The sequence below is a fragment of the Streptomyces sp. NPDC033131 genome, assembly GCF_055578365.1.
Window position 1 is genome coordinate 283,880 of record NZ_JBVIPA010000002.1, and the last position, 25,732, is coordinate 309,611.

Genomic DNA, 25,732 nt, shown 5'->3' on the forward strand with positions numbered 1-25,732 from the left:
GTGAGAATCGGCGGACTCACAGGGTGCGCACAGCGCGGTGACGCCGGACGCCAAGGCCGCGCCCCGGAGCCCGAGTCGAAACAACGAGTGGGAGCGGATTCCCTTCCGGCCCGCCACCCGGGAGAACCGGCCACTCGCCCGACAAGGGCCCGCAACACACGAGGTCTAGACTCTCCCCGCAACGGCCTGCACGACCGTGACCGAAAATGGGCAGCTTCTGCCAAATCCGAGGGGCATTCGGCGTTTTGATACGGATAGATTCAGTCACCAAGCGGTACCCGGACGGCACGGTGGCGGTCGACCGGCTCTCGTTGGAGATACCCGACCGCTCGATCACCGTCCTCGTCGGACCCTCGGGCTGCGGGAAGACGACGACCCTGCGCATGATCAACCGGATGGTCGAGCCCAGCGAGGGCACCATCCTCCTCGACGGCGAGGACATCCTGCAGCAGCCCGTCAACACGCTGCGCCGGTCCATGGGTTACGTCATCCAGAACGCCGGGCTCTTCCAGCACCGCACGATCGTCGACAACATCGCCACCGTGCCCCGCATGCTCGGCTGGGGCAAGGACAAGGCCCGCGCGCGGGCGCGTGAGCTGATGGAGCGCGTCGGTCTGGACGCCGCGCTCGCCAAGCGGTACCCCTACCAGCTGTCCGGCGGACAGCAGCAGCGCGTCGGCGTGGCCCGGGCGCTCGCCGCCGACCCGCCGGTGCTGCTCATGGACGAGCCGTTCTCCGCCGTCGACCCCGTCGTCCGCAAAGGACTCCAGGACGAACTCCTGCGCCTCCAGGAGGAGTTGGGCAAGACCATCGTCTTCGTCACCCACGACATCGACGAGGCCGTCAAGATCGGCACGATGGTCGCCGTGATGCGCACCGGCGGCAAGCTGGCCCAGTTCGCGCCGCCCGCCGAGCTGCTGTCCAGCCCCGCCGACGCCTTCGTCGAGGACTTCCTCGGCGCGGACCGCGGCATCCGACGGCTGTCCTTCTTCTCCTCCACGGGACTCGACCTGCTGACCGCGCCGATCGTCGCGATCGACGCCACCGCCGAGCAGATCGCCGCCCGCAGCGCGGCCGACACCCCCTACCTCCTCGTCACCGACCTGGACGGCAGGCCCCTCGGCTGGAGCGAGCCGCGGGACCTGACCGCCGGCGCCGTCGAGGCGGCGGAACTCCTGCCGTACGGACGGCCGTTCGTGGCCGGCAAGGACTCGCTGCGGGCCGCCCTCGACTGCGCGGTGCTCTCGCCCACCGGTTGGGCCGTCGCCGTGGACGGCGAGGGCCGGGCGGCCGGAGTCGTCTCCCAGCAGACCATCGGCGAGGCGATCCGCGGCGCCCACGCGGAAGGCCGTACGAACGGCGGGAGTTCCGCCGCCTCGACGGTCACCAAGGCCGCACGGATCGCCCCATGAACGGCTTCTTCGACATCCCCAGCGACCTCCAGCACAGCTGGCTCGGCCTCGTCGGCCTGCACCTGCGCGAGGCCCTGCTGCCGGTGCTGGCCGGGCTGGTGATCTCGCTGCCGCTCGCCCAGCTGTGCGTGCGCTTCCGCTGGCTGTACCCGCCGGTGCTGTGGATCACGACCGTGCTGTACGCCATCCCCTCGCTCGCCTTCTTCGTGCTCCTCATCGACTACACCGGACAGACCGAGCTCACGGTGATGATCCCGCTCACCGTCTACAGCCTCGTCGTCCTGGTCCCGTCGATCGTCGACGGCGTCCGCTCGGTCCCGCAGGAGACCATCGCCGCCGCGACCGCCATGGGCTTCGGACCCGTACGCCGCTACCTCCAGGTCCAGTTGCCGATCGCGGTGCCCGCGATCACCGCCGGGCTGCGGGTGGCGACCGTGTCGAGCATCAGCCTCGTCAGCGTCGGCACCCTCATCGGCAACCAGGGCGCCCTCGGCAACCTGCTCAACGACGCCACCATCTACAACCGGCCCGAACTCGCGGTGAACGCCGTGCTGACCATGGCCGCCCTCGCGATCCTCGCCGACGGCCTCCTGGTGGCCCTGCGCCTCCTGCTGACGCCGTGGATGCCGCGCCGGGCGCACACGAAACCCAAGGCCGACCGGCCCGACCCGGCCGCCCTCGCCCTGGAGGACGCAGCCCGGTGAACCTGCTCAACTTCATCAACGCCTTCTTCAGCGACAGCGCCCACTGGACCGGCTACGACGGCATCCCCACGCGCGTCGGCGAACACATCCAGTACACCCTGGAGGCGCTCGTCCTCGCCGCCGCGATCGGGCTGCCCGGCGGCCTGATCACCGGTCACTACGGGCGCGGCGGGAACGCCCTCTCCCTGATCGCCACCGCCGGGCGGGCCCTGCCCACCTTCGGCCTGCTCGTGCTGATGACCCTGCTCCTGGGGTTCGGCCTGGTGAACGTGATGATCCCGCTGGTCGTCCTCGCCGTCCCGCCGATCCTCGTCACCACCTACGAGGCGATGCGTTCCGTCGACCCGTCGCCGGTGGACGCCGCCCGGGGCATGGGCATGAGTGAGGCCCAGGTGCTGTTCCAGGTCGAACTGCCGGCGGCGCTCCCGCTGATCCTCAGCGGCCTGTGCTCCGCCGCCATCCAGATCGTCTCCACGGCCACCATCGCCGCGTACGTCTCGCTCGGCGGCCTCGGCCGGTACATCGTCGACGGCCTCTACCAGCGCAACTACGAGAAGGTCGTGGGCGGCGCCACGCTGGTGGCCGGGCTGGCACTGGTCACGCTCGCGGTGTTCTGGGCGGTGCACCGGACTGCGGTGTCGCGCGGGGTACGGCGAAGCGGCTGACCCGGAAGCAGCCGGCCGAGGGCCCGGGGCGGTGGTGACATCCGCCCCGGGCCCTGTCACGTGTCAGCCCTCGGTGCGCGCCAGGGCCTGTTCCAGTACGACGAGCAGCGCGTCGCGCACCGAGCCGCGCTCGCGGGCGTCGAACACCACGACCGGGACGCGGTCGTTGACGTCGAGCGCCCAGCGGACCTCGTCCAGCGTGTGCCCGACCTTGCCGTCGAAGGCGTTGACGGCCACCGCGAACGGGATCTGCTTGTGCTCGAAGTAGTCGACGGCCGCGTAGCAGTCGTCGAGGCGGCGGGTGTCCACGATGACGAGCCCGCCGATCGCGCCCTCGACGAGGTCGTCCCACATGAACCCGAACCGCTCCTGGCCGGGCGTGCCGAACAGGTACAGCTTCAGGGTCGGGTCGATGGTGATGCAGCCGAAGTCCATCGCGACCGTGGTGGTGGTCTTGCGCGGGGTGTGGCTGAGGTCGTCCACGCCCGCCGCGACCTCGGTGATCGCGGCCTCGGTGGTCAGCGGCGCGATCTCGGAGATCGAGCCGACGGCGGTGGTCTTGCCCACCCCGAAGCCGCCCGCGATCACCATCTTGACCGGCAGCGGCGGCCGTACGGCCGGGGTCTGCGCGGCCCCGGGGCGGGTGGCCGGTTCAGTCGGTGTCACGGAGAACCCCTCGGGAGTCGGGGATGGCCCGGAGGCCATCGATAACCCTTCGCAGAACGGATGCGTCGTGGGTGACGCCGGAGTCGGGCACGTGCACGGTCAGCTGCCCCGCCGTGCGCAGGTCCTCGGAGAGGATGCGGACCACGTTCAGGTGGAGCCGCAGCCGGGCCGCGATCTCCGCGATGGACTGCGGGCGGCGGCAGGCGGCGACGATGTCGTGCTGTTCGAAGGAGAGCCGGTCGAGCCCGGCGAGCCCTTCGGCGGTGGCCACCACCTGGGTCTCGACGGGCATCGTCCTGCCGTTGGCGCTGGGTGCCACCCGGCCGGCGGTGACCAGGAACGGCCGTACGGCGGCGACGGGGCCGCCCGGGTCGGGGCCCGGCGGTGTGTTCCCGTCATCGCCGGCACTGCTGGGAGTGCGGCCGTCCGCCATGGGGCGTTCTTCCTCCTCGGCCGGGCGGCGCCCGGTCAGCGCTTCGACGCGGCGCCGACGCTGTTCTTCAGTTCGAGCACCAGCTGGGGACTGAGCGCGCTGCCCGCACGGTTGGCGAACAGCGTCATCTCGTAGGCGATGTTGCCGAGCTTGGCCTCCTTGTCGGTGACGACGCCGAGGACGGCGCCGCTGCCGACCGCGGAGACCAGCACGTGGCCGCCCTCCAGGTCGATGATGACCTTGTTGAGACCGCCCAGGCCGTAGTTGCCGGAGGCACCGGCGGCCAGGCTGGTGATGCCGGAGACGATCGCCGCGAGGCGCTCGGAGTCGGCATGCTCGCGCAGCTCGGACACGGCGATGAGCAGGCCGTCGGAGGACACGGCGATGGCGTCCACGACGCCCGCCGTCTCCGTCGCGAAACGATTCAACAGCCACGTGAAGTCGGCTGCGGCGGCCTGAAGTTCGGCCGGGGTGGTGCCTCCCGCCGGAGTGTCACCTGTCGACGTGCTCACTGCTCCGCTCCTTCCGGGGAGTGGTTCTGATGGTGCGGGGAGTTGGGTGCGGTCGCTGGGTAGGGGGTGGTGCCGGTGTCGTTTCCGCTGTCGCGGTGGGCGCGCTCCACGGCCGCCTCGAACTCGTCGAGTGCGTCACGGACGGCGTCCGCGTCGGCGGCCCGGGGCGCGTCCCGGCGGGACGTCTGCTGGTCGGGATCGGCTCCGAAGGTCGTACGGAGGGTGGCGCCGCGGACGCGGCGTCGCAGCGGGCGGGCGCCGGGACCGTCGTCGGAGGCGGGGCCGGTGGGTGTCCCGGCCGGGACCGTCCCCTCGGTGCGGGCCCTCGGGATGAAGGGGGCATCGGCGGGCTGGGAGTCGTCGGGGGCCTTGCCCTTCGGGTCGTGGACGGTCGACCCGCCGTCGAGGCCGGCCGATGAGAGCGCCGGCGTGCCGTCGGGGCCGGGGACGCCTGACGTGCCGTTCCGCTCCGAGGCCGGCGAGGTGTCCGCCGGGGCGGGGTCGCGCCGGGGCACCCTGCGGGGGAGCGGGGCGGGCTCGCCGTCGACCGGGTCGGTGCCGTGCGGGGAAGCGGTGCGGGCGGTGCGTACGGGCTGGTCCGCCGTGGAGCCTGCGCCCGTGACCGCTGCGGGCGAGCCCGCGCGACCCGCCGCGCCGGCAGGCACGGCCGCTGTCGCCGAAAGCCGACCCGAATCCGAGCCCGAGCCCGAGCCCGCCTCCGGCTCCGAGCCGGAGCCTGTGGCCGCACCCGCACCCGCACCCGCACCCGCACCCGCTCCCGCACCCGCTCCCGCACCCGCTCCCGCACCCGCTCCCGCGCCTGAGGTCGAAACCGAGCCCGCCGCCGACTCCGCAGCGGATCCGGAAAGCAACGCGCGCCTCGCGCCCTGCGTCGCACCGCCGGAGGCACCCGCACCGCCGGAGGCACCCGTGGTGATCGCCATCGGGCTCATCGTCAGCAGCAGGGACGACGGAATGGTCACCTCGGCGGTCACGCCGCCCCCCGGGGTGCGGGACAGGATCACGTCCACGTCCCAGCGGCGCGCCAGCGTGCCCACCACGAACAGGCCGAGCACCTTCGTCGGGACGAGGTCGAGGCGTTCGCGGCGGATCAGGCGGGCGTTCTCCTCGTCGAGCCGTTCGGCGCTCATGCCGAGGCCGTGGTCGCAGACGACGACCAGCGCGCCCTCGGCGCTGTCGCGGACGGTCACCTCGACGGGGCTGCCTTCGGGCGAGAACGACACGGCGTTCTCCACGAGTTCGGCCACCATCAGGGTGAGGTCGCCGATGATGTCGGGCTCGACCATGACCTCGGTCGCGGCGTGCAGATGCACCCGCCGGAAGCCCTCGATCTGACCGAGCGCGGCCCGTACGACGTTGGTCAGCGCGAGCGGTCCGGAGTCGAGGACGGTCTCGCGGATACCGGCGAGGAGCATCAGGCTGTCGGCATTGCGGCGCAGGCGGACGGCGATGTGGTCGATGCTGTAGAGCCGCTCGAGGAGGGCGGGGTCGGTCTCGCCGCGTTCCACCGCGTCGATCAGCGCCAGCTGCCGGGTGGTCAGGTTGCTGACGCGGCGGCCGACGTTGCCGAACATCTCGGCGACGTTGCGCCGGCTGAGCACCTGGCGTTCCAGCAGCGCGGACGCGGTGGTCTGTACGTGGTTGAAGGCGTCGGCGAGATCGCCGATCTCGTCCTTCGCGGTGACCGGGATCTCGCGCAGCCGGACCGGCCCGTCGTCCTCGGTGTCCTCGTCGGCGACCCGGGCGAGCTCGCGGCCGGCGACGTCGGCGACCTCGCGGGCGGCACCGGTGAGTGCCTGCACCGGCCGTACCACCGAGCGGCGCACCAGCACCGCGAAGGTGATCCACACGGCGAAGAGGAACAGCGCGAGCCCCAGCAGCGAGGCCGCGCGCCAGGCGGCCTCGCTGGAGGCGGCGTCGGCACGGTCGGCGATCTGGTCGATGAGGGACGCGGTGATCTTCAGCCGGGTCTCTGACTGCAGCCGGTAGTCGCGATAGGAGCCGAGCGCCTCGGTGAAGGCCTCGCGGATCTGCGCGGGTGTACCGGCCTGGAGGTTGCCGGGGTCGATCTGCAGCTCGGCGTAGTGCCGGCCGATCGTCGCCTGCGAGGAGTTGTGCTCGATCCCGCCCAGCTCGTTCGCCTGGGCCTCGGTCGCGAACCGGGCGAAGCGGTCGGCCTGGTGGTTGTACTCGTTCTCGAAGCCGACCGCGCCGATGAACTCGATCTGGGCGTTGCTGTCGCCGGTGCGCGCGGAGAAGACGGCCGTCTCGAAGGCGCTGTGGGCGGCGTCGGCGCGCAGCAGGGAGTCCAGCAGGTTGCCGGTGAAGGTGCCGGCGAGGGCCGCGTTGTGGTCCAGGCCGAGGCCGTCGATCAGGCCCGTGGAGGCGTTGGTGTAGGCCGGGTCGATGTTGTCGGCGGGCAGATAGCCCTGCTCGACGGTGTCGCGGAGGCTGGTCAGGCCGTTGATCTCGCGCAGCGCCTGGGCCTCGGTGTCCGGCAGCCGGCTCCCGAAGGTGTCGCGCACCTTCTCCACCTGGGCGTCGACCGCGGCCTGCGCCTTGCGGTAGTCGGCGTCGGAGGGGCGGCCCCCCTCGGGCGCCGCCTCGTGCCGCACGGACAGCAGGATGGCCTGCTGGTGCTCCTGCTCCACGCGGTCCACCAACTCGGCGACCCGTGTGCTGTTCCGGACCAGTTCGGCCGCGGCGTTCGCGTTCCGTGCCTGGTCCACCTGGTCGGCGATGAGGTAGGCGAGCAGCGCGGCGACCACGGCCAGCGGCACGCCCACGAGGACGTTGAGCTTGAGGCGGAACGGCCAGCGGTCGGCGAATCCCCGAACGCCACCCCGGGGCTCGTTCGTGGACACCAGGCCTCCTTCGTGACCGATTGTGATCGCTTGCGGTCCGGTGTGCCAGGGGCACCCACGTCGGTGTGAACGCCCCGGTCAAGGTGCGGAACAACACCGGTGCGGCCCCCGCACGCCACTGTGACCGGCGCCAACTTCCGCGAGACTACAGCCTCTTCGGACACCGGTTCATGCCACCCTGAGTCAAGAATCCATTACGACCCGCTCCGCTTCGGCGGGTTCGGCGTCGACCCGTTCACACCGTGTTCACAATGGGCAACGCATTGAAGCCAATTGGTGACCATGCTGCACTTGACTGACCAAGAACCCGCTGGATTGGATCAGCGCAAGAGCTTGCGAGCAACCATCTCCGAGCATCCATCCAGAGTCCGGAACGGGAATCGTGACTTCTACCACCGCACACAGCAGGTTCCGCAGGACACACCCCGGCGTGGCCGCCGTCGCGCTCGCCGCCGCCACGGCCCTGCTCGCGGGATGCTCCTCCTCCGACGACACGTCGGACCCGCTCGCCGGCGACAAGGCGGACGGCGGCACCGTCGTCGTCGGCTCCAACAACTTCGCCGAGAGCATCCTGCTCGCCGACATCTACGGCGAGGCCCTGAAGGCCAAGGGCGTCAAGGTCACCTACAAGCCCAACATCGGCAGCCGGGAGACCACCTACGGTCTGCTGAAGAACGGCTCCATCACGGTCCTGCCGGAGTACAACGGCTCGCTTCTGGCCTACCTGGACCCGAAGGCGGAGCAGAAGACGGCCGAGGCGGTGAACGCGGCAGCGAAGGCCAAGCTCGACTCGAAGCTGACGCTGCTGGACTCGGCACCCGCCGAGGACAAGGACTCCGTCAGCATCAACGCGGAGACGGCGAAGAAGTACAACCTGACCGCCCAGTCCACCCTCGCGGACCTCAAGGACATCGCTCCGGAGCTGGTCATCGGAGGCTCGCCCGAGTTCCAGACCCGGCAGCAGGGCCTGCTCGGCCTGAAGTCCGCGTACGGCCTGGAGTTCAAGTCGTTCAAGGCGCTCGACGCGGGCGGCCCGCTGACCCAGGCGGCGCTGACGAAGAACACCGTGCAGGCCGCGGACATCTTCACCACGGACCCGACCATCACCAAGGAGAAGTTCGTCGTCCTGCAGGACCCGAAGAACCTCTTCGGCTTCGCGAACGTGACCCCGCTGGTCCACAAGTCCGGCCTCTCCCAGGAGGGCGTGGCCGCCCTCAACGAGGTCTCGGCCAAGCTGGACACCAAGGCGCTCCTCGACATGGACTCCCAGGTGCAGCTCGAGAGCAAGGACCCGCTCGACGTCGCCAAGGCCTGGCTGAAGTCGGTCGGCCTCAACTGACGCCACTCACCGTCGCCCGGACGTGCCGTCCAGGGCCGCGCGGGTGCCCTCCGACCCGGAGGGCGCCCGCGCCGTCCTCGACGGCACGGGACGCGACCTCGGCACGCCGGCACGGCTCGCCGACAACAGCCGCGCCCACCGCGCACGGCTCGGCGCCGCCGGCCCACGCACCGTCCTCCCCGTCCGCCACCGAGCGCACCGCCCGCCGTGGGGTGACGTGACGGCGGCGGAAGTGGTGGACGCGGGCGGTCGCGGCGTGTGCGCCACCCGTGAGATCAGGCTTGGCGGAGCTCCGTAGGCGCGTGCCGCCGCCCCGCCCGGACGTCGTACGGCCCGCCCGCCCGCGACGACGGGCCCGAGGCTCACCTTCTTCAACCCCGCCGCCGCGCGCGGCCGCCTCCACGGGGAACTGTCATCCCCTCGTCACCGACACCTGGTCACCGAGCGGGCCGGCCTCGGCACCGGCGCCGGCTCGGTGGGCACGAGTCGGTTCGCGCTGCGGCGGACACGCCGGGGGCGGTCACCGGCGCGCACCTTTCACCTCCCGGCAATCACTCCTCACCTGTCGGCAACCACTCCCGAGCCACGGGCAGCCACGCTTGACCTTCCGCCGACGCAGGGAGCCCTCATGCCGCAAGCCCGTCCCGTCATCGCCGTCGCCGGACTCGGCATCGAGTCCTCGACCTTCTCCCCGGCCCGCACCAGGGCCCCCGCCTTCCATCCGCGGCGCGGCACGGACGTCCTGACCCGCTACCCCTTCCTCGCCCCCGGGCAGCCCCTGCGCACCGCAGCCGACTGGCGCGGCGCCCTGGTCGGCAAGGCCCTGCCCGGCGGCACGGTGACCTCCACCGCGTACGCGGAACTGGCCGCCGAACTCCTCAACAACCTGAGCGAGCTGGGGCAGATCGACGGCCTCTGGTACGACATCCACGGCGCGATGACCGTCGAGGGACTGGACGACGCCGAAGCCCAACTCCTGCAGCGCATCCGGGAAGTGGTCGGCCCGCACGTCCTCGTGTCCACCTCCATGGACCTGCACGGCAACGTCTCCCGCGACCTCGTCCACCAGAGCGACCTGATCACCTGCCACCGCATGGCTCCGCACGAGGACGCCATGGACACCAGGGAACGCGCGGCCCGCAACCTGGTGGACCTGCTGGCGAGCGGTGCGCCCCGCCCCGCCAAGGCCTGGATCCCGGTGCCGGTGCTGCTGACCGGCGAGCAGACCTCGACCCGGACCGAACCCGCGAAGAGCGTGTACGCGACCGTGGACGAGGTGGAGGCGGCCGACGGCGTGACGGACGCGGCGGTCTGGGTCGGCTACGCCTGGGCGGACGAACCGCGCAACCGGGCCGCGGTGGTCGTCACGGGCCCCTCGCAGGACGCCGTCACCGCCGGTGCGGAGGAGCTGGCCGCCGGTTTGTGGAAGGCCCGCCACTCCTTCGACTTCGTCGCGCCGACGGCCTCACTGGACGAGTGCCTGGACGCCGCCCTCGCCTCCACCGCCCGCCCCTGCTTCGTCAGCGACACCGGCGACAACCCGACGGCGGGCGGCGCCGGGGACGTCACCTGGGGACTCCAGCGGGTCCTGGACCGTCCCGAGTTCAAGGAACCGTCGGGCCCCACGGTCATCTACGCCTCACTGCCGGGCCCCGGCGCCGTCGACACCGCGGTGGCGGCCGGCGTCGGCGCGACCGTCACGGTCACCGCGGGCGCCGAGGTCGACGACCGCCACGCCGGCCCGCTCACCCTCACCGGCGTGGTCCACTCGGTCCGGCACGGCGACCGGGACGCGCAGACCGAGGTCGTGCTGCGGGTGGGCTGCGTCCACGTGGTCCTGACCCGGCAGCGCAAGCCGTATCACCACGAACACGACTTCACCGACCTGGAGTTGGACCCCAGGGCGGCCGACATCGTGATCGTGAAGATCGGCTGTCTGGAGCCCGGGCTGTTCGCCATGGCCGCCGACTGGAAGATGGCGCTCACGCCGGGCGGCGTCGACCAGGAACTGACCCGGCTCGGCCACCGCCGCATCCGCCGGCCCGTGTTCCCCCTCGACGCCGAGATGCCCGACCCGGACCTCACGGCCCGGCTGATCGCACCCTCGAACAGGGATCTCACCGGCCCGGACGAGTGAGCTGAGCGCCGCCGCCGCCCGCGTCGGCGATCAGCCGGTCCAGGAGTGCGATCAGCAGGTCCCGGCTCGACTCGCGCTCGCGCGCGTCGCACAGCAGCACCGGAACGTGCTCCGGCAGCGCCAGGGACTCCCGGATCTCCTCGGGCGGATACGGGTGCTTCCCGTGGAAGCCGTTGACCCCGACGACGAACGGGATGCCGCGCCGCTCGAAGAAGTCCACGGCGGCGAAGCTCGACTCCGGTCTGCGCACGTCGATCAGCACCACGGCGCCCAGCGCGCCGACGGCCAGGTCGTTCCACATGAACCAGAACCGCTGCTGCCCTGGGGTGCCGAAGAGATACAGCACCAGCCGGTCGTTGATCGTGATCCGGCCGAAGTCCAGGGCCACGGTCGTGGCCGCCTTCGTCTCGATGCCGGCGAGGTCGTCGACGCCGAGGCCCGCCACGGTCAGGGGTTCCTCGGTGCGCAGCGGAACGATCTCGCTGACCGAACCGACCATCGTGGTCTTGCCGACGCCGAACCCTCCGGCGATCAGTATCTTGACGGTGTCGGGTGCGACGGGCGCCACGTACGCGCCGGTCGCCTCGGGTGCCGCCCGGGCGGCGGGATCAGAGCCGGCCAAGGCCGTCCCTCACTTTCTGCAGCAGGTCCAGGTCCAGTTCCGGGATGCGGGAGACGGGGTGCGGCGGATGGGCGGTGATCAGGCCGGCCTCCAGCAGATCGCAGAGCATGATGACGACCACGCTCACCGGAAGATCCAGGCGGGCGGCGAGCTCCGCCACGGCGAGCGGCCGCTCGCACCGGCGCAGGATCCGCGCCTGCTCGGGCTGTGGCCGGGGGGCCCGCTCCGGTGGCGGGTTCACCGCGGTCACCGTCGTGATGAGGGTGAAGTCGGCGCGGCTGGGCCGGGTCCGGCCGCCGGTCAGGGCGAAGGGCCGTACCAGCCGGCCCGCCGCGTCGCTTCCGCTCACCTCACTCGCCGGTGGCGGTCGCTGGGCCCACATGCGCCCGCGGCGCCGCGCCGAGGTGCTCGCCGATCTTCTTCACCAGCATGTTCATCTGGTAGGCCACCACACCGACGTCCGCCTTCGGCCCGGTCAGTACGACAAGGTGGGCGCCGGGGCCGGCCGCGGTCAGTATCAGGTAGCTGTTGGCCATCTCGATGAGTGCCTGGCGCACCGGACCGCCCCGGAAGTCCATGCTGACGCCCTTGCTGAGGCTCATCAGACCGGACGCGGTCGCCGCCAGCCGTTCGGCGTCGTCGCGCACGAACCCGGTGGACCTGCTGACGACCAGTCCGTCCTCGGAGAGCACCACGGCGTGGTTCACGTCGGCGACCCGGTCCACGAGGCCGGTGAGCAACTGGTCCAGCGCGGTGTCGGTCGCGGGGGTGGGGCGTGTCATGGCGGTGTCCTTCATGAGCGGTCGGTGTGCGGAGTCGGGGTGACGGCCGGCGTGTCGTCGCCGTCCGGCGCCTGCTCGTCGTGCGGCTGGTGTTCGTCGTGCGGCGCCTGTCCGTCGTGCGGCTTCTGTTCGTCGTCGTCCCTGGCGCGGAGCGTTCCGCGCTGGAAACAGGCGAGCGAGGAGGCGGCCTGCTCCGCGGTGAAGTCATCGAGGCCGTCCTCCACGGCAGGCGCGGAGTCCTCGCGGAGTTCGTCGACCAGGTTCGTCTGCGGCACCCGGCGGGGCAGCGGGGTGAGTCCGTCGGGCCGGGAGGCACGAGCGGCGGGCGCGGGTGCGGGCGCGGCGGCGGGGACGGGGACGGTCCGTGCGGCCGGGAGAGGCCGGGCAGGCCGGGCCGTGGAGCCGACCTGCACCAGCTCGGCGTCCGGTACGGCCTCCGCGTCCGCCATGTCGTCCGGGCCCGCGTCGGCATCCTCCCGCACCACGATGTCGTGCGGGATCAGCACGATCGCCGTGGTCCCGCCGTACGGCGAGGAGCGCAGCGTCACGGCGATGCCGTGCCGGTTGGCGAGCCGTGAGATCACGAACATGCCGAGCCTCAGGTCGTCGGCCAGGGCCACCACGTCGAACTTCGACGGCCCCGCCAACTGGGCGTTGAGCGAGGCGTAGTCGTCCTCGGACATGCCCAGGCCCCGGTCCTCGACCTCCACGGCCAGCCCCTTCGCCACCATCGCGGCCCGCACCCCGACGGGGCTGGGCGCGGGGGAGTACACGGTGGCGTTGTCGATGAGCTCGGCCAGCAGATGGATCACGTCCGCCACCGCGGGCGGAGCCAGGCACACCTCCTCGTCGGTGTGCACCTCCACCCGCCGGTACTCGGCGACCTCGCCGACCGCGCTGCGCAGGATGTCGATCAGGGCGACCGGTTCGGTCCAGCTGCGCCGAGGCTGCTCACCGCTGATGATGACGAGGTTCTCCTCGTAGCGGCGCAACTGGCTCGCCATGGAGTCCAGTTCGTACAGCCCTTTGAGGACGTCGGGGTCCTGGTGCTCGCGTTCCAGCGCGTCCAGCTGGCTGAGCTGGAGGTTGACCAGGTTCTGGCTCTGCCGGGCGATGCCCAGGATCACCTTCTGGAAGCCGCGCCGCGTGTCGGCGAGTTCGACGGCGGTCACCACCGCCGTGCGCTGCGCGGTGTTGAAGGCCTGCGCCACCTGGCCGAGTTCGTCAAAGCCGTAGTCCAGCGGGGGCGCGGCCAGGTCCACGTCGACCGTCTCGCCCTTGTCCAGCCGGCGGACCACGTCGGGCAGCCGGTCCTCGGCCAGACTGAGCGTGGCCTGCCTGAGGCCGTGCAGCCGGCGGGACAGGGAGCGGGTGATCCGCCAGGACATGCCGGCGCACAGCAGCAGGGCGACCAGGCCGCCCGCGCTGAGGGAGGCGGCCGTCAGGAGCAGGTCGTCGGCCTTGTCGGAGCTGCGGGCGAGCAGTTGGGACGTCTGCTGCTGGATCAGGAGGCCGTACTCGTCCGAGACCTTCTGCAGCGCGGTGGTCCACTGCCCCCGCACATCGGCGGGCAGGCCGATCCTGCGGGCGTCGCCGGACGGGCGGGCCGCGAGCACCTTGTCCTCGACGGTCTGCAGGGTCTGCCACTCCGGGCTCTGCAGGATGCGCTCGGTCTGCGTCTTCGTGCTGCCGCGCAGCGACGGGACGATCTCGTCCTCGACGATCCAGCGGCGTGAGCTCACCGCCTCGGAGAACGCCGTCCAGTTCTTCTCGTCGAGGTAGCCGGCCGGCCAGGCCAGTGTGAGCATCGCGTCCTCCTGGGAGACCAGCTCCGCCGCGTGCTCGAGCGAGACCAGCGGACCGGCCTGTGAGGTGAGGTCGCCGTCGTCGACCTGGGAGAGCTCCTGGAAGGCGTGGATCTGGTCGTCGATGATCGAGGTGTACTGGTCCAGCGCCTGCTCGGCGGTGATGTCACTCGGGTCGTCGATCTGACTCCGGTAGTACTCCAGGCTGCCCACCGATCCGACCACCGAGTACAACCGGTCCGCTATCCGGGCCGGGGCCCGCTCGAGCTGGTCCGAGTGGCCGGCGAGCTTGCCGACCGCTTCGTCGGTCTCCGTGCGCGCCCGCTCCAGCGCGGCCCGGGCACCGGGCTGTGAGGCCAGCCAGGCGGCCGACAGGCCGCGTTCCTGTTGCAGCGCGAGGGTGGCCTCGGTGCCCATGGCGCCGGTCGACCGGCTCAGGGCCGTCTGCGAGCGCAGCCGGAGGCCCTCCGAGAACATCTGCGTCGTCGTCAGCGCCCACATGGCGGCGAGGGTGACGCTCGGGACCAGGGCGAGAAGGATGAGGGAGAGACGTATGGAACCGAGGCGGCGGCGTCGGGCACCTGTCCGTCTAGACATGGCCGTCCTTGGGCGATCGGCGGGGAGGTGAGGGAGGGGAGAGGCGTGAGCGGCCGAGGCCTGCGGCCGCCCGGTCCGGTCAGCGGGTTCCGGCCGCGGCGAACCGCGCGACCGAGGCGACGTTCGTTTTGGTGACGAAGGCCGGACCGGTCAGTACGGGAGCCACACCACCGCCACTCAGGTTGCCGTTGGTCCTGTACAGCCACACGGAGTCCACAGCGAGATAGCCCTGCAGATACGGCTGCTGGTCCACCGCGAACTGTACGTCCCCGTCCCGCACGGCCTTGACCAGGTCCTTGTCGAGGTCGAAGGTGGCGACCCGGGCGCCGTTGCCCACCGCCTTCACCGACTTGACCGCGGCCAGCGCGAACTGCGCGCCCAGCGTGACGACTTCGTCGATGCTGGGATCCTGGCGCAGTCTGGCCGTGATGGCGGCGTTCACCGCGGCCATGTCGGTGCCTTCGACGTAGAGCATCTCGGTCTCGCCGGTGAACGTCTTCTTCACGCCGGCGCAGCGCGCCTCCAGGGCGACGTTGCCGTGTTCGTGGATGACGCACAGGGCGTGTGCGGCCTTGAGGCCGTCCAGCTTGTCCCCGACGGCCCGGCCCGCGACGCCCTCGTCCTGGCCGAAGTACTGCAGCAGGCCGGCGGAGCGCCAGGCGTCGATGCCGGAGTTGAGACCGACGACGGGGATGCCCGCCGCCCTGGCCTCGGCGACCGGCGCCTTCATCGCCTGCGGCTTGGCCAGGGTCACCGCGATGCCGTCGACCTTGTCGCGGATCGCGTCCCGCACCAGCTCCGCCTGCCCGTCGGGGTCGGAGTCGTTCGCGTACCTCAGCTCGATGCCGTCCTTGGCGGCCGCGACCCGGGCGCCCTTCTGCACCAGTTCCCAGAAGTCGTCCCCCTTGGCGCCATGGGTGATCAGGGCGACCGTGAGCCCGCCGGAGCCCGCCTTGCCCACCGTGTCCGCGTCCGCGTCGAGCCGGGCACCGCCGGAACCGGAACAGCCGGCGAGGAGCAGACAGACCGCGGCGGCCACCGCGGCCCCACGGACGGGAGCGGAGGAGGCCTGAGGTGGGGGAGGATTGTTCATGAGGGAGCACCTCGCTGTGCGGCCGAGCAAGTGGAACGCGAAAGTGAGGCCGTCGCAGGTGCGCCGGCCGGTTGAACCTTCACTGGCTCGGAGCCAACCGTGTGTGACCGCCGGTAGTCAAGTGATCGACCGCTCGCAGTGAGTTGTCGGTGCCGCATCGTGATGGTTCCGCCGCTGGCGGGAGGGCCGACGGCGGTGCCCGCGAGGTGGCGGGACGGGCACCCGCCGCCCCCGGGCAACGCACCTGAGGGCGCCGCGGCGCCCACCGTCACGGCTTGCGCGCCACCACCCCGTACATCGCGATGTCCTCGTCCCGGATCACCTCGGTGCCGGTGCCGGTGCCGGTGCCCGTGCCGTCCGGACGCCACTTGTGGACCTGGACGATCCCCGGTTCGACGAGTTCCAGTCCCGTGAAGAACTCCTCGGCCTCGGCGAAGGTGCGCAGCCGCATCGGCATGCCCCGCGCCGCGTACTCCCGGGCGACGCGGCCCACCTCGTCCGGTGCGAACTCGGCGGTGCCGATGGACATCGCCAGGTAACTCCCGGAGGGCAGCGGGTCGAGGAGACGGCGGACGATCCCCACGGCGTCGTCCTCGTCCATCATGAAGTGGACGATCGCGATGACCGTCAGGGCCACCGGCTGCGTCAGGTCGAGGGTCGCGCGCAGTCGGGCGGCGTCCAGGATGCCCGCCGGGTCCCGCATGTCCGCCTCGACGTACGCCGTCCTCCCGGCGGGCGTGCCGTTCAGCAGGTCCTGGGAGAGCGCGAGGACGAGGGGGTCGTTGTCGACGTAGACGACCCGGGCGTCCGGGGACACCGACTGGGCGATCTCGTGGATGTTGGGGGAGGTCGGGATGCCGGTGCCGACGTCGAGGAACTGGCGTATCCCCGCCTCCTCGGCCAGATGCCGCACCGCCCGGTTCATGAAGTCGCGGTTGGCCCGCATGTGGATTGGCAGCGCGGGCCACTCCCGGCACATGGCGTCGCCTGCCTCGCGGTCCGCCGGGTAGTGGTCCTTGCCGCCGATGATGTAGTCGTAGATCCGCGCGGAGTGCGCGCTCCCGGTGTCGATGTCTCGCTCCATGCACCTCCCTTCCCATACTCAACTCGCTTCTAATCTCGCACAGTTGAGCAGGAGAGGGAGGTTCCTCCAATCCGGTGCCTACGCGGCCTGCTGGACCGCCTTCGGCTCGCCCTTCTCGCGGCGCCGCTGCCGTCGGCTCAGGCGCGGCTCCTGGTCGGGAAGCCAGCCGAAGGTCAGGCAGCTGCCCAGGACGCCCAGCAGGAGGCCGATGAAGAAGCCGCCCAGGTTCGAGGTGGCCCAGGTGCCCAGGGACAGCAGGACACCGGTGATCGAGTAGAAGAGCCGCTGCACGGGGTTGAAGAGGATCAGCAGCCCGAGCACCAGCATCAGGGCGGGCAGGAGGTAGCCCGCCAGAGCCTGTGCGCCGGCGTGCAGCATGACCTCCAGCGACGCCTTCACGGTGAGCAGGATCTCCGCTCCGCCCAGGGCGAGCAGCAGTCCGCCCCAGAACGGACGGGCGGCCCGCCAGCGCCGGAAGGCGGACCGCATGCCCTGACGTGGCCGCTCCGACATCAGCAGCCCTTGCTGCTGAAGCCGAGCTTCAGGCCCGGCAGCTTGAAGACCGCGGCCGTGGTGGCGTAGTTGGTCTGCCGCAGGTTGGCGATGCGCACGGTGTCGGCCTGCTGGCTGAACACACCGATCGGGCCCTTCACGCCGGCCTTGGTGAGGGTGCTGGCGTCGTTGCCGATCTCGATGTTGTCGAAGGAGGCGTCGCCGGACAGCTCGGTCGAGTCGGTGGTCAGGTCGGTCGCCTCGACCTTGTCCTTCCCGCCGCCCGCCGTGATCAGCAGGTTGGTGCCGCCCAGGTCGACGCTCTGGCACAGCTTCGTGAGCGTCGCCTTCCTGATCGCGGACGTGATGACCAGCACCTGGCCGCCGGTGTCGCCCTCGTTGGGGCTGCCCGGTGCCATCTGGTCGAGGCCGCCGAACTGCTCGAAGCCGGTGCCGTTGAGTTCGGTGGCGGTGACCGTGAAGGGCATGCCGGAGATGGCGAACTGCACGCCCAGCGCCCCTTCGGCCGTCAGGATCGCGAGCCCTGCGGCGACCGCGACGGCCGGTACGGCCATGATCGCGGCCCGTCTGGCCCGGACCCGCCCGCGTCTCGCGGGGAGTTCGGAGGCTTCGAGGACCGCTGGAGAGGTTTCGGGGACTGCTGGAGAGGACGAGGCCATGGTTCTGCTCCCGTGGGCATAGTCAATGCGGTGGGGGTTCAGTGGCGCACGTTGTCCTGGCGCGGACAGCGGAACTGGGCGCACGTCCCTCGCGACTCCCGGCGGATGCAAGGGCTTTCTCTGGTTACGCGTCAGTAGCCGTCGAGGAAGTTACCGGGGGTTACATCTAGGGGTCAAGCGTGTTGCGGGAAAAGTGTGGTGGTTGTGTGCCGCCTGTGTACCGCAGTGCCAACTCCCGTACAAATCCTTGACGTTGGCGGATCGGCGGGTCTACAACTCTCCCTGGCTTCCCCCAGATCCGTGGCGCCGGATCCAGCCGCTTCCCGGACGTTCTGTCCAGCAGGGCACTCCACTGCCCGGTGCACCTCCGAGTGCAACCGGAGTGCATCCCCGAGCTCGACCCCGAGTCCGACTCAGTACGAGCACGCCCCCTCCAAGGCGCCCGCACGGCCGCTTCCCCCTGGGCCGTGCCGGTCGCCCTTGCCCCCCCCACCCCCAGAAAGAGGCACCCGCATGCGTACGCGATCCCTCCTCGCCCTCACCGCCGCCGTCGCCGCCTTCACCCTCCCCGCTCTCTCGCCCGCCGCGGCGGCCGACGGCGCGGTCCTCACCACCGGCGGCCTCGGCGGCACCGCCGCAGCGGTCGGCGACGTTCTCACCGCGCCGCTGGCCGCCGGCACCGCGGCCACGCTCTACTCCAGCGCGACCGGCACCAGCGGCATCTCCTGCACGTCCTCGCAGTTCACCGCCACCGTCACCGACAACCCGGCCGCCCCCGGCACGGCCACCGAGTCGCTCGACGCGCACACCTTCGCCGGCGGCTCCTGCAGCGCCAACGTCATCGGCGTGCTCGGCGTCACCAGCATCACGGTCAACAACCTGCCGTACACCACCTCCGTGACCTCCGACGGAACCGTCACGGTCACCGCGGCGAGCGGCTCCGCCATCCAGACCACGGTCGTGCTGCGCACCCTGCTGGGCAGCATCAACTGCGTCTACCAGACGCCCGCCCTGGTCGGCACGGCCGACAACGCCGACAACAGCATCGCCTTCGCCAACCAGCAGTTCACGAAGACGTCCGGCTCCTCGCTCTGCTTCGCCAACGGCTACTTCACCGCGAAGTACGCCCCGGTGACCGACGGGGACGCCCTGGTCTACGTCAACTGACCCTCATAGCAAGAGAGCTCGGAGCAGAGGAGTTCAGCACCGGGAAAGCGGAGAAGGCACTCAGCGTCGACGCAGACGCAGCGCCAGGGCGGCGCCCCCGACGAGCACCAGCATCGCGGCGGCGCCGCCCGCCAGGGTCGGCGCGGACGGGCCGGAGCCGGAGTCCCCGGTGGCGGCCACCGGCGTGCTGTCGGGGGCGGCGCCGGCCGCGGCGCCGGTGCCGGCCGGCAGGCTCGCCGTAACGGACGGGGTGGCCTGCGGGGTGCTCTTCTTGGCGGGCGTCGGCGTCACCGAGGCGGTCGCGCTCGTCCGGTCCCGGTCCGCGTCGCCGCGGTCCGCCGTGGGCGTCGGGGAACTCGCCGCGGCCCCCGCGCTCTTCGCCGCGGGGAACACCACGTCCGAGCAGGAGTAGTACGTGTCCGGCGTGCTGCTGTTCTGCCAGATCGTGAACAGCACCTGCCGTCCCGTCCGGTCGGCCGGAAGCGTCGCCCTGAACCGGTACGCGCCGTCCGTCAGTGCCGGGTCCGTCACCTGCGCGAACGGCCGCTCCGGCAGGTCGGACCAGGTCAGCGGCTTTGCCGGGTCGTAGCCCGGCTTCGTCAGATAGAGCCGGAAGGTGCCGGTGTGCGGGATGGTCGAGACGTACCGCATGGTCAGCGTCGCCCCGGGCGTCATCCGGGTCGAGGGCCAGTCGGAGCGGGCGAGGTCCAGGCCCTTGTAGGCGGGCAGGCCGCCGCTGCACAGCTCGCCGTCGGGGATGGTCTGCCGGTCCCGGCCGTTCACGTTCGCGACGCGCAGGTTGTCCCACGCCGAGAAGGACGTGCCGTTGGCGCCGACGGCCGCCCGGCAGGCCGCCGAACCGGACGCGCTGCCGCCGTCGGGGGAGCAGGCGAAGACCCGGCTGACCGGATCGGTCGGGGCACCGTGCGCCTGCGCGGGCGCCGCAGCCCACAGGCCCAGCAGCAGCGAGCTGGTGAGGGAGGCCGCCAGGGCGGCGGTGCGGTGTGCGGTGGTCCGGGACATCCGGAACGTCTCCTCGGCCTGAACGGGATCGAACTGCTCGCGTGCGGTTGAACGGTGTGCTCCGAAGGAGTACGGGCAACGGGCCCGGCGCGTTCACGGCGCCGCCAATCGGCGCAAAGCGGACCGTTCCCGGTCAACTGCCCGGTGTCGAGGGTGGGTTCCCGGCCGGATCAAGGGTTTCCCCTGTATCCCGGTGACCGTTCCTTTGCCTATCGTTCGGGCACAGCCGCCCCACAGGTGACCCCGAACGGGCCGGCCCCGCGCCTGGTCGGCCACCGCGCGCGCTCCTTTCGCCTCACCCCACAGCGTCACCGCCCCACAGCGTCACCGCCCCACAGCGTCACCGCCCCACGGCGTCCGCTTCCCCCCACGGCGTCACCCCCCCCACAGCGCCACGCCCTTCAGCGTCGCGCCCCTCAGCCTCACCCCCCACTCGGCTTCACCCCCCGCCGCTTCATCGACGAAGCGATTCGACCGCCACTCCGCGCTGCCCCGAGTACGGCCACGAAAGGCAAGCCCTTGCGTACCTCTCTCTCCTCCAGACGGAAGCTGATATCCGTCGCCGCGGTCTCCGCCGCCCTCCTGACGGCCGCCACCACCACGGTCGCCGTCGCCCAGGAACCCGCCTCCCAGGAGTCGGCCGTCCCGGCCGCGCTGACCGAGGCCGCCCCCGGCACGGCGGCCGAGCGCCTGATCGTCGGCTACACGTCCGGCGCCGCCGAGGCCAAGTCCAACAAGGCCGCCGAGGCCGACGCCGCGGCCAAGGGCAAGGAGGCCGGCGAGGACCTCGACTTCCAGCGCCGCCTCGGCACCGGAGCCGCCCTGGTCGACCTGGGCGCCGACCTCACCCGGGCCGACGTCGCCGACGTCGTCGCCGAGTTCGAGGCCGACCCGCAGGTCGCCTACGTCGTACCGGACCGCCTGAACACCGCGAAGGCCGACCCGAACGACACCGAGTACGCCAAGCAGTGGGACCTGTTCGAGTCCACGGCCGGCATGAACGTGCCCGGCGCCTGGAACACCACGACCGGCACCGGCGTCACCGTCGCCGTCATCGACACCGGCTACGTCGCCCACACCGACCTCGCCGCGAACATCGTCGGCGGCTACGACTTCATCGCCGACACCGCCGTCTCGGTGGACGGCAACGGCCGCGACAGCAACCCGGCCGACCCGGGCGACTACTACGCCGCCAACGAGTGCGGCTCGGGCATCCCGGCCAGCAACTCCTCCTGGCACGGCACGCACGTCGCCGGCACCATCGCCGCGGTCACGAACAACAGCAAGGGCGTCGCGGGCATCGCGTACGGCGCGAAGATCTCCCCGGTGCGCGTGCTCGGCAAGTGCGGCGGCTACGACTCCGACATCATCGACGCCATCACCTGGGCGTCCGGCGGCACCGTCTCCGGTGTCCCCGCCAACACCAACGTCGCCAAGGTCATCAACATGAGCCTGGGCGGCGACGGGGCGTGCACCTCCGCGACCCAGAGCGCGATCAACGCCGCCGTGAGCCGCGGTACGACCGTGGCCGTGGCCGCGGGCAACGAGAACGACAACGTGGCCAACCACTCGCCGGGCAACTGCAACAACGTGATCTCGGTCGCCGCCACCAGCCGCACCGGCGCCAAGGCCTCCTACTCCAACTACGGCTCCCTGGTGGACATCTCGGCGCCCGGCGGCCAGACCAGCACCGGCACCGCCAACGGCATCCTGTCCACGCTCAACTCCGGCACCAAGACGGCGTCCACGGAGTCGTACGCCTACTACCAGGGCACCAGCATGGCCACCCCGCACATCGCGGGCCTGATCGCGCTGCTGAAGTCGGCCAACTCGGCGCTGACCCCGGCGCAGATCGAGACGGCCATCAAGAACAACGCCCGTGCCCTGCCGGGCGCCTGCTCGGGCGGCTGCGGCGCGGGTCTCGCGGACGCGGCCAAGACCGTCGCGGCCGTCAGCGGCGGTACGAGCACGGGGACGACCTTCTCCAGCACCACCGCCGTCGCCATCCCGGACAACGGCTCGGCGGTAGAGTCCTCCATCGCCGTCAGCGGCCGCAGCGGCAGCGCCCCCTCCGCCCTCCCGGTCGGTGTCGACATCACCCACACCTACCGCGGTGACCTCGTCCTCGACCTGATCGCACCGGACGGCACGGCGTACCGCCTGAAGGCCGCGAGTTCCTCGGACTCCGCGGACAACGTCGCCACCACCTACACCGTGAACGCCTCCTCGGAGACGGCCAACGGCACCTGGAAGCTGCGCGTCCAGGACACCGCGGCGCAGGACACGGGCACGCTCAACGGCTGGAAGCTCACCTTCTGAGCCGTCGGGCGTGACAGAGGACAGCAAGACGGACAGCAAGACAGCAGCAGGACAGGCAGACAACAGGCGGGCCGGCCGGTGCGGATGGAGCACCGGCCGGCCCGCCCGTGCGAGCGCGGCGTGAACGAGGCCGCCGCCACCTGACGGTGCGGGGCTGACACCCGCATACGGGTCACGCGGTTCTATTCCTCGGGAAAGCCCGGGAAACAGCGCGTTCTCGCGTGAATCCATGGCTGGTAACGGTCGCCAAGCGTGCCGTATCATACGGCCCAACCGGTTTGAAAACAGGGCTTGCCAGACATCTTGGCACTCGGCGGGAGACCACGCATGGCTCGACAGGAACGCGCGATCCGGACTCGCAACGCGGTGCTCGAGGCCGCGGCGGCGGTCTTCGCCGAGCGGGGCTACGAATCGGCCACCATCGTGGAGATCCTTGAGCGTGCCGAGGTCACCAAGGGAGCGCTGTACTTCCACTTCCCGTCCAAGGAGGACCTGGCGCACGGTGTGCTCGAACACGCCGTGACCGAACTGCCCACGGAACAGCCGATCAAGGTCCAGTCGTTCGTCGACTTGGGCCTCATCCTGGCCTACCGGCTGCCGCGGGAACCACTGCTGCGCGGTGCCGCCCGGCTCGCGGCCGACCAGAGCGCGCAGCGCTTCTTCGGCCGGCCCTGGCAGGAATGGTCGGCGGTGACGGCCGACCGGCTGGCCGTCGCCAAGGAGAAGGGCGAAGTGCTGCCGCACGTGGATCCGGTGAGAACCGCCGAGACGATGGTCGCCGCGTTCACCGGTATCCAGTTGATGTCCCAGGCCACGACGGACATGGCCGACTTCGCCGAGCGGGTTTCGCTGCTCTACGACCTCGTGCTGCCCAGCATCGCCGTCCCCGGTCTGCTGGGACAGGTGGACACCTCGCCGGCACGTGGCGAGCGCGCCTTCGCCGATGCCAGGGCCGCGGCCGAGGCGGCGCGCGAAGTCGCCCCGGAGGCGGGCTCCCAGCGGTAGAGCGGGCAAGGAACCGCTCGAACTCCCCCTGCGGGGGCGGTTGCGGCCGGTCACCGGCCGCCGAGTACCCGCCTGGAGCAGGCGCGCCGCACCCACGAGGACCTGCCGGCCCGTCACACCCCCGGGAAAGTCACCGCGCCGATGAACGGCGCCCTCGCCGACGGCACGCCCACACGACGGTCACCGCATCGACACACCGCGTGACGATTGGGTCGACTCCTCCTCTTCCGCGGGGGGTTGGCCCCTCGAAGGCGGAGGTAGGGGCCGTAGGAGGACGACGGAGAGGAGGCGCGTCCCCTGATCGGGAAAACCGGTCGGGGCTGTCCGGTGCGGTGAGTTATCGTATGGCGGGGGAAGAAACAAACGGCGCAGACCGTTCTTTTCCACCGGGAGTGTGCAGTCGATGCCGAGGCAGTTACGCGCCGAGCAGACCCGCTCGACGATCATCACGGCCGCAGCCGACCTGTTCGACCGGCACGGCTACGAATCGACCAGCCTGAGCGACATCGTCGAGCACGCCCAAGTCACCAAGGGTGCCCTCTACTTCCACTTCGCGGCGAAGGAAGACCTGGCGCACGCGATCATGGAGCTGCAGTCCCATGCCTCGCGCGGACTGGCGAACGAGATGGAAGCCCGCAGTTCCACCTCGCTCGAAGCCCTGATGCGCCTCACGTTCGGCATCGCGCACCTGTCCGTCGAGGACCCGATCCCCCGGGCCGGCCTCCGGCTCGCCACCGGGGGAGTGGAGGTGCGCGCCCCTCTGCGCCACCCCTTCACCGAGTGGCTGGACATCGCCTCCCGCAAACTCCTCAGCGCGGTCCGGGAGTCCGACCTCCACCCGGACACCGACGTCGACGCCGCGGCCCACTCCCTCGTCTGCTCCTTCGTCGGCACCCGCGTCGTCAGCCGCCACCTCGAACCCGTGACCCGCCAGCCCCGCAGACTCGCCGAGATGTGGCACCTCCTGATCCGGGGCCTGGTGCCGGTACCCCGCCGCGCCCGCTATCTGACGCTGGTCACGCAGCTGGAGCGGGAGGTGAGGGCGGTCTGACGGGAGAAGCCGGGGCTGCCCGGTAGCGTGAGGCGCATGCCCGACTCTCCGCTGTCGCCCGTGATCCTCGGCAACGCACCCGGTTCCTTCCCGCGCAGTGTGCTCGCTGAGCGGCATCCGGCCATCGTCCGTCAGGTGCGTGAGGCGTTCCCGTACGGCCCCGAGCAGCACCGTGCCCTCGACGAATTGCTCGCGAGCTGCGCCGAGGGTGTCGTCGAAGCGCTCCCCGCCGACGCGCACGACCGGGACCGGTGGAAGACCTGGGGCATCGACAGGTACGTCGGCCGTTCCTGGTTCGACGTGCCCTGGCTGTGGTCCGAAAGCCACTTCTACCGCCGGCTCCTCGACGCCGTCGGCTACTTCGGCCCCGGCGCCTGGCAGGGCATCGACCCCTTCCGTCCCTCCAAGCTGGCCGAGCTCCACTCCCCGGAGACCGACGACGAACTGGCGGCCCTCGACGACCTCGCGGACCGGCCCGAGGACGAACAGGCCACGGCTCTGCTGCACGGCTCGCTGTGGGGCAACCGCGCCGACCTCGGCTTCCGTCTCTCCGACGCCGCCGCGGAGGCCCGGGCCGCCGCCCCGGGCCTGGTCGCCGACGACAGCGACACCCTCTGGTCGTTCCTCACCGGCAAGGGCACACTGTGCCTGATCGCCGACAACGCGGGCCGCGAACTGATCCCCGACCTGCTGCTCATCGCCCACCTCCTCGCCCACGGCCGCATCGAGCGTGCCGTCCTGCACGTCAAGCCGTACCCCTACTACGTCTCCGACGCCACGACCGCCGACGTGGTGGACGCCCTGCGCCGGCTCACGGCCGCACCGGGTCAGGCCGGCGTGCACGGACGCCTGCTGTGGTCCGCCATGGCCGACGGCCGCCTCACGGTCCGCGCCCACCCCTTCTCCTGCGCCCCGCTGCCGTACGCGGACATGCCCGACGACCTCCGCGCCGAACTCACCGGGGCCGCGCTGACCGTCGTGAAGGGCGACCTCAACTACCGCCGCCTGGTCGGAGACCGGACGTGGCCCCCGACGACCCCCTTCGCCGACGTCACGGCCCACTTCCCCGGCCGGGTGGCGGCCCTGCGCACCCTGAAGTCCGACGTGATCACCGGCCTCGACGCGGACACCGAGGCGACCCTGGTCGCCGCCGAGGGGCAGCGCTGGCGCACCGGCGGCACCCATGCGCTGATCCAGGTCAGGCCATGAGGAGCGTTATGCTGCCGAGTTGTACGGGTGGGCTGCCATACGTCCCGCCG

24 protein-coding genes are annotated in these 25,732 nt (G+C 71.4%); 11 read left to right on the plus strand and 13 right to left on the minus strand.

The genetic code is table 11. The features are described 5' to 3' along the window. Positions 1 to 245 precede the first annotated feature (245 nt). The 3 genes from ACZ5XS_RS04650 to ACZ5XS_RS04660 are packed head-to-tail and all read left to right on the plus strand — an operon-like array spanning position 246 to position 2,781. Positions 246 to 1,412, plus strand: a complete 1,167-nt coding sequence (locus ACZ5XS_RS04650) for an ABC transporter ATP-binding protein (protein ID WP_468647739.1) — start codon at positions 246 to 248, stop codon at positions 1,410 to 1,412. After that, a complete protein-coding gene (locus tag ACZ5XS_RS04655; RefSeq protein ID WP_468647740.1) occupies positions 1,409 to 2,116 on the plus strand; it encodes an ABC transporter permease in 708 nt (235 codons plus the stop codon). The genes ACZ5XS_RS04650 and ACZ5XS_RS04655 overlap by 4 nt, the downstream gene beginning before the upstream one ends. Further along, entirely contained in the window at positions 2,113 to 2,781 is a 669-nt protein-coding gene (locus ACZ5XS_RS04660; protein WP_468647741.1) for an ABC transporter permease, read from the plus strand. The genes ACZ5XS_RS04655 and ACZ5XS_RS04660 overlap by 4 nt, the downstream gene beginning before the upstream one ends. A gap of 63 nt (positions 2,782 to 2,844) precedes the next feature. On the opposite strand, the gene ACZ5XS_RS04665 is transcribed toward ACZ5XS_RS04660, so the two are convergent. Genes ACZ5XS_RS04665 through ACZ5XS_RS04680 form a run of 4 tightly spaced genes read right to left on the minus strand, consistent with a single transcriptional unit; the run spans position 2,845 to position 7,277 of the window. After that, positions 2,845 to 3,447 carry a GTP-binding protein gene (locus tag ACZ5XS_RS04665; protein ID WP_468647742.1) on the minus strand — a complete coding sequence of 201 codons (603 nt, stop codon included), beginning with the start codon at positions 3,445 to 3,447 and terminating at the stop codon, positions 2,845 to 2,847. Further along, positions 3,434 to 3,880, minus strand: a complete 447-nt coding sequence (locus ACZ5XS_RS04670; RefSeq protein ID WP_468647743.1) for a DUF742 domain-containing protein — start codon at positions 3,878 to 3,880, stop codon at positions 3,434 to 3,436. Before ACZ5XS_RS04670 ends, ACZ5XS_RS04665 begins: the two co-directional genes overlap by 14 nt. A gap of 35 nt (positions 3,881 to 3,915) precedes the next feature. Continuing rightward, positions 3,916 to 4,392: a roadblock/LC7 domain-containing protein gene (locus tag ACZ5XS_RS04675; protein ID WP_468647744.1), complete on the minus strand. Its 477-nt coding sequence runs from the start codon at positions 4,390 to 4,392 to the stop codon at positions 3,916 to 3,918. After that, on the minus strand, positions 4,389 to 7,277 hold the full coding sequence (locus tag ACZ5XS_RS04680; RefSeq protein WP_468647745.1) for a sensor histidine kinase: 2,889 nt from the start codon (positions 7,275 to 7,277) through the stop codon (positions 4,389 to 4,391). The genes ACZ5XS_RS04675 and ACZ5XS_RS04680 overlap by 4 nt, the downstream gene beginning before the upstream one ends. Before the next feature lie 382 nt (positions 7,278 to 7,659). Here ACZ5XS_RS04680 and ACZ5XS_RS04685 point away from each other — a divergent pair, with 382 nt between their 5' ends. From ACZ5XS_RS04685 to ACZ5XS_RS04695, 3 genes are all read left to right on the plus strand, one after another. Beyond that, on the plus strand, positions 7,660 to 8,616 hold the full coding sequence (locus ACZ5XS_RS04685; RefSeq protein WP_468647746.1) for an ABC transporter substrate-binding protein: 957 nt from the start codon (positions 7,660 to 7,662) through the stop codon (positions 8,614 to 8,616). Positions 8,617 to 8,638: 22 nt separating this feature from the next. Next, positions 8,639 to 8,914: a hypothetical protein gene (locus ACZ5XS_RS04690; protein ID WP_468647747.1), complete on the plus strand. Its 276-nt coding sequence runs from the start codon at positions 8,639 to 8,641 to the stop codon at positions 8,912 to 8,914. A gap of 330 nt (positions 8,915 to 9,244) precedes the next feature. Then, the gene (locus ACZ5XS_RS04695; protein ID WP_468647748.1) at positions 9,245 to 10,753 is read left to right on the plus strand and encodes a M81 family metallopeptidase; all 1,509 of its coding nucleotides are present in this window, start codon (positions 9,245 to 9,247) and stop codon (positions 10,751 to 10,753) included. Here ACZ5XS_RS04695 and ACZ5XS_RS04700 read toward each other — a convergent pair. The 8 genes from ACZ5XS_RS04700 to ACZ5XS_RS04735 all read right to left on the minus strand — a co-directional run bounded on the left by ACZ5XS_RS04700 (position 10,734) and on the right by ACZ5XS_RS04735 (position 17,908). Next, a complete protein-coding gene (locus ACZ5XS_RS04700; RefSeq protein WP_468647749.1) occupies positions 10,734 to 11,375 on the minus strand; it encodes a GTP-binding protein in 642 nt (213 codons plus the stop codon). The two genes, ACZ5XS_RS04695 and ACZ5XS_RS04700, sit on opposite strands and share 20 nt — an antisense overlap. Next, entirely contained in the window at positions 11,362 to 11,724 is a 363-nt protein-coding gene (locus ACZ5XS_RS04705) for a DUF742 domain-containing protein (protein ID WP_217236681.1), read from the minus strand. The genes ACZ5XS_RS04700 and ACZ5XS_RS04705 overlap by 14 nt, the downstream gene beginning before the upstream one ends. Before the next feature lies 1 nt (position 11,725). Further along, the gene (locus tag ACZ5XS_RS04710) at positions 11,726 to 12,157 is read right to left on the minus strand and encodes a roadblock/LC7 domain-containing protein (RefSeq protein WP_217236682.1); all 432 of its coding nucleotides are present in this window, start codon (positions 12,155 to 12,157) and stop codon (positions 11,726 to 11,728) included. 11 nt (positions 12,158 to 12,168) lie between these two features. Beyond that, complete coding sequence (locus tag ACZ5XS_RS04715) at positions 12,169 to 14,559, minus strand: sensor histidine kinase (protein ID WP_468647750.1); 2,391 nt, start codon at positions 14,557 to 14,559, stop codon at positions 12,169 to 12,171. 79 nt (positions 14,560 to 14,638) lie between these two features. Then, a complete protein-coding gene (locus ACZ5XS_RS04720) occupies positions 14,639 to 15,652 on the minus strand; it encodes a substrate-binding domain-containing protein (protein WP_468647751.1) in 1,014 nt (337 codons plus the stop codon). A 268-nt stretch (positions 15,653 to 15,920) separates the two neighbouring features. Continuing rightward, complete coding sequence (locus tag ACZ5XS_RS04725; RefSeq protein ID WP_468647752.1) at positions 15,921 to 16,736, minus strand: SAM-dependent methyltransferase; 816 nt, start codon at positions 16,734 to 16,736, stop codon at positions 15,921 to 15,923. Between the two features lie 78 nt (positions 16,737 to 16,814). Further along, positions 16,815 to 17,249 (minus strand): DUF6114 domain-containing protein, encoded by a 435-nt coding sequence (locus ACZ5XS_RS04730; RefSeq protein WP_468647753.1) that lies wholly within the window; start codon positions 17,247 to 17,249, stop codon positions 16,815 to 16,817. After that, entirely contained in the window at positions 17,249 to 17,908 is a 660-nt protein-coding gene (locus ACZ5XS_RS04735; RefSeq protein ID WP_468647754.1) for a DUF6230 family protein, read from the minus strand. The genes ACZ5XS_RS04730 and ACZ5XS_RS04735 overlap by 1 nt, the downstream gene beginning before the upstream one ends. 513 nt (positions 17,909 to 18,421) lie before the next feature. On the opposite strand from ACZ5XS_RS04735, the gene ACZ5XS_RS04740 reads away from it, so the two are divergent. Further along, complete coding sequence (locus ACZ5XS_RS04740; protein ID WP_468647756.1) at positions 18,422 to 19,075, plus strand: Tat pathway signal sequence domain protein; 654 nt, start codon at positions 18,422 to 18,424, stop codon at positions 19,073 to 19,075. A 60-nt stretch (positions 19,076 to 19,135) separates the two neighbouring features. On the opposite strand, the gene ACZ5XS_RS04745 is transcribed toward ACZ5XS_RS04740, so the two are convergent. After that, a complete protein-coding gene (locus ACZ5XS_RS04745; protein WP_468647758.1) occupies positions 19,136 to 20,098 on the minus strand; it encodes a lytic polysaccharide monooxygenase in 963 nt (320 codons plus the stop codon). Between the two features lie 519 nt (positions 20,099 to 20,617). Between ACZ5XS_RS04745 and ACZ5XS_RS04750 the strand changes: the two genes are divergently transcribed. The 4 genes from ACZ5XS_RS04750 to ACZ5XS_RS04765 all read left to right on the plus strand — a co-directional run bounded on the left by ACZ5XS_RS04750 (position 20,618) and on the right by ACZ5XS_RS04765 (position 25,682). After that, entirely contained in the window at positions 20,618 to 22,417 is a 1,800-nt protein-coding gene (locus ACZ5XS_RS04750; RefSeq protein ID WP_468647760.1) for a S8 family peptidase, read from the plus strand. A gap of 327 nt (positions 22,418 to 22,744) precedes the next feature. Then, positions 22,745 to 23,422, plus strand: coding sequence for a ScbR family autoregulator-binding transcription factor (locus ACZ5XS_RS04755; RefSeq protein ID WP_468647762.1), 678 nt, complete (start codon positions 22,745 to 22,747; stop codon positions 23,420 to 23,422). 403 nt (positions 23,423 to 23,825) lie between these two features. Then, a complete protein-coding gene (locus ACZ5XS_RS04760; RefSeq protein ID WP_468647764.1) occupies positions 23,826 to 24,473 on the plus strand; it encodes a ScbR family autoregulator-binding transcription factor in 648 nt (215 codons plus the stop codon). Between the two features lie 36 nt (positions 24,474 to 24,509). Continuing rightward, a complete protein-coding gene (locus ACZ5XS_RS04765) occupies positions 24,510 to 25,682 on the plus strand; it encodes a damage-control phosphatase ARMT1 family protein (protein ID WP_468647766.1) in 1,173 nt (390 codons plus the stop codon). Positions 25,683 to 25,732: the final 50 nt, after the last annotated feature.